This is a genomic window from Xanthobacter autotrophicus, from assembly GCF_029991245.1.
Taxonomy (GTDB): Bacteria; Pseudomonadota; Alphaproteobacteria; order Rhizobiales; family Xanthobacteraceae; genus Xanthobacter; species Xanthobacter autotrophicus_C.
Window position 1 is genome coordinate 1 of the sequence record NZ_JAIVFO010000233.1, and the last position, 3,912, is coordinate 3,912.

Genomic DNA, 3,912 nt, shown 5'->3' on the forward strand with positions numbered 1-3,912 from the left:
ACAGGCCAGGCACCAGTTCCAGCCGCCCCCGCGCCCCGTCCCCGGATCAGGCCTTCCGGATGCCCGGCGGCTGCCAGGTGCCCTTGCCGGCCGGGAGGATGGAGGGGGGAGCTTCCTTGGGCCAGTACAGGCGCATCACCAGGTAGATCGGGCCGTCCGGCGCGGGCAGCCAGTTGCTCTCCTTGTCCGGGCCGGGGGACTTGTTCTGGATGTAGAGGGTGAGCGACCCGTCGGCGTTGCGCTTCAGGTTCGGCAGCATCGGCGAGTTGATGAGGTAGCGGTCGATGGGGTTCTGGATGAGCAGCTGGTTCGCGCCGTCATACATGGTCACCGACCAGAAGGCGTTGACCGGCGGCAGGCCGTCGGCCGGGAAGGTCAGCGTGTAATTGTGCTTGGAGCCGTCGAGGGTCTGGCCGTCGGTATCCAGGCGCGTCATCGGGTAGGTGGCCTCCACGGCGTCATTGCCATAGATGCCGGCCTGGGCGCCCACCGCCCGCAGCAGCCAGTCCTGCTTGAAGAAGTCGGCATCGCCGGCGATGGAGCCCACCCGCCAGCCGTTGAAATTCGTGCCGAAGGCCGCCACCGCCTCGGTCACCTTGCGCTGGCCCTCCTTGAGGCCCAGCAGCACCTCGGCCTTGTCCTCCAGCGACAGCGTCTTGAAATCGAAGCTCTTGCCGGGCCCGACGCCGATGGTGGCCAGTTGCGCGCGGATCTCGCGCTCTTCCGGCAGGGCCGGGGCGAACTGCAGCGCGAAGTCGAGGAACTCGAAGAAGTCCGTGCGCGCGAGGTCCTTGGTGAACTTGGGGAAGTCCGGCAGCGGCACGGCCGGCGGCGCCGCCTTGCCGAGGAAGGTGGAGAGCGGCCGCAACTGGTAGCCGGCCTGCACCTTCTTCACGTTGTCGATGTCGGCGGCATCGAACAGCTGGGTGCGGAAGATGGTCAGGGCGAAATCGGTGGTGGCGCGGAAGACCTTGCGGATGCCGGGCGGCGTCTCGCCGGTCCAGCGCGGCCCGACCACCAGGAAGTTGCCGGCATCATTGCCGGTGGCGCGGCTGCCGATATAGCCGTAGTTGAAGGTGTTGCCGTCCACCAGCTGGACCGAATAATAGCGCTTGGGATCCACCGCCGGCACGGAGATGACCACCGGCTCGGCGCGCAGGTCCAGCCAGGCCAGCGAATAGGGCGTGTCGCTGTTGGGCGTGGGAACCGAGGTGTCGCGCCAGGTGAAGACGCGGGACTCGTTGTAGATCTCGTTGAACGGGGCCTTGAACTGGCCCGAGTTCCGGTCGACCACGTATTCGTACATCACCCCATAGTTCATCACCATGGGCAGGCCGTAGATGAAGGCGGCCTCGGCGATGTCCTTCGCCTTGAAGAAGCCGGGGCGATCGGGGGGCGACGCCGCCCAGGACAGGCCGGGGACGAGCGCCGGCCCGGAAAGCCCGCCGGCCGCCAGGATCTTGAGGAAGTGACGCTTTGAAAGCATGGTTGACCTTCTCTTATGGGAAGGGACGCTGCCACTCCTGGTAGCGGCCCGACCTTGGCTTGGATTAGTCATCCGTCCTGATTGCGGACTCTCGAACGCCCCTAGATCTCAGCACGACCCCGAGTGGATCTGGTCTAAAGCGAGGACTGCTTCCGACAACTATTTCCTGTGGTCAGGTTCTCATGTCACGCTTGAGTCGCAGGCCGGTAAACTCTGGGTCTCAGGCAACACTACGCCGGCTTAAATCCTTGCCCGTTCAGGAGTGTCAAGCGGAAGCAGGTGTAAAGAGAATGCGTCGATATGGATGTTTAGTGCATGAGGGAGGTTTCTGCGTCAACTGTCGAGAAAATGGATCGTATCGATATATGTAATAATCAATCGGCGACTGCTAACACAATACCGCCATCGGACCTGTCGCTGCGGCGTGGCAGGCGACGCAACGTCAATCTCGCCCCTCAAACCGTTCCATGAACCCCACCACCCGCCGGTCCACGCGCACATCCTGCCCGCGGATCGCCCGCACCAGCGAGAGCCCTTCCAAAGACCGCGCCCGCGACAGCGCCACATACGCCTGGCCCGGGGCGAAGGCGCCGTCGCCGAAGTCGATGCGCACGTCTTCCAGGGTCAGGCCCTGCGCCTTGTGCATGGTCAGGGCCCAGGCCGGGGCCAGGGGAAGCTGGGTGTAGGTGCCCACCACCTGCGCCTCGATGCGGCCGCCCGGCTCGTCCCAGCCGTAGCGGATGCGCTCCCAGGTGAAGGATTCGATCTCCACCACCGGCCCGGCATCCAGCTTCACCATGGCGGAGGTCTCGCCCAGCCCCACCACCGTGCCCACCGAGCCGTTGACCCAGCGCCGCGCCGGATCGTTGCGCAGGGCCATCACCCGCGCGCCGCGCTTCAGCACCAGCCGCTCCGCCACCGGCAGGCGGTCGCCCTCCAGCCCGAACTCGCCCTTCAGCAGGCCGGAGAATTCGCGGCCGGCATCCGCAAGGGTGGCAAGGCCACGGGCGTTGTAGGCATCGGCGCGGGCATTGGTGGGGGTGAGCAGTACCGGCAGGGCGCCGTCGCGATGGGGGCGCACGCAGGCCGCGTTCAGCGCCTCCGCCGCCTCCCGCGCGCCGCGCCCGCGCCGGATGGCGTCCAGCATGGCGATGAAGGCGCGGTCGGTCTGCCGGTGCACATGGGTGAACGGCACGCCGACCGGCTCGCGGTCGGCCAGGGCCTTGGCGTTGAAGGCGAAGGGGCCTTCATAGCCCATCCGGCCCAGCATCTCCTGCTCGGCCATGGGCACCACCGGGGGGAGCTGGAGGAAATCGCCCACCAGCACCATCTGCACCCCGCCGAACGGCTCGGAGGTGTCGCGGGCGATGCGCAGCGAAATGTCGATGGCGTCCATGAGGTCGGCGCGGACCATGGACACCTCGTCGATCACCACCCGGTCGAGCTTCTTGAGCAGCCGGCGCACCTGCACCCGCGGCTTCACCTCGTCGGGGTTCAGCAGGCGCGGGGGGATGCCGAAGAAGGAATGGATGGTCTGCCCGCCGGCCTGCAGCGCCGCGACGCCGGTGGGGGCGAGGAACACCTGCCGCCCGCGCGGGGTCTTGCGCAGGGCGTGGAGGAAGGTGGTCTTGCCGGTGCCGGCGCCGCCTAGCACCATCAGCAGCGGGGCGCGGCTGTCGATGGCGGCGAGCGCCCGGCCGGCGGCGTCGGTCGCGTCGGGAGCGGCCGGCAAATCACTCGGCAAACCGCTCGGCGAGGCGCTCGGCAGGTCGCTCACGACAGGAGGCCGGCCTCGCGGGCGAGGTCGATGAGGGGACGCTGGGGCCGCGCGCCCATCTGGCCGATGATCTCCCCCGCCGCCAGCGCGCCGAGGCGCAAAGCGGTGGCCGGGTCCAGCCCGCGGGTGTAGCCGGCAAGGAAGCCGGCGGCGAAGAGGTCGCCGGCGCCGGTGGTGTCCACCACCTTCTCCACCGGATGGGCGGGAACGCTCACCACCGCGCCGGAGGTGACGAAGCAGGCGCCCTTCTCCGAGCGCGTCACCACCGCCTCCCTGGCGTCGCGGCGCAGGGCGACGATGGCGGCATCGAAATCGGCGGTCTCGTAGAGCGACTTCAGCTCGCCCTCGTTGCAGAACACGAGGTCCACCGTGCCGCCCCGGATCAGGTCCAGGAACTCGCCGCGATAGCGGTCCACGCAGAAGGCGTCGGAGAGGGAGAGGGCCACCTTGCGGTCCGCTGCGTGGGCGATGCGGGCGGCGGCGAGGAAGGCCTCCTTCGCCGGCGGCGGGTCCCACAGATAGCCTTCCAGATAGGTGATTGCGGCGCTTTCCACCTCGCCCGCATGGATGTCGGCGGTGGTGAGGTTCTGCGCCGCGCCGAGATAGGTGTTCATGGTGCGCTCGCCGTCCGGCGTCACCAGGATCAGGC

3 protein-coding genes are annotated in these 3,912 nt (G+C 68.1%); all 3 read right to left on the reverse strand.

The window, feature by feature from the left end; all coding sequences use genetic code 11:
- Window positions 1-46: 46 nt before the first annotated feature.
- Window positions 47-1,486: a DUF1254 domain-containing protein gene (locus K9U41_RS22065; RefSeq protein ID WP_282642988.1), complete on the reverse strand. Its 1,440-nt coding sequence runs from the start codon at window positions 1,484-1,486 to the stop codon at window positions 47-49.
- 442 nt (window positions 1,487-1,928) lie between these two features.
- Window positions 1,929-3,263, reverse strand: a complete 1,335-nt coding sequence (locus K9U41_RS22070) for an ATP-dependent DNA helicase (RefSeq protein WP_282642989.1) — start codon at window positions 3,261-3,263, stop codon at window positions 1,929-1,931.
- On the reverse strand, window positions 3,260-3,912 hold a 653-nt coding region (locus tag K9U41_RS22075; RefSeq protein WP_282642990.1), incomplete at its 5' end, for an adenosine kinase. The genes K9U41_RS22075 and K9U41_RS22070, both read right to left, overlap by 4 nt.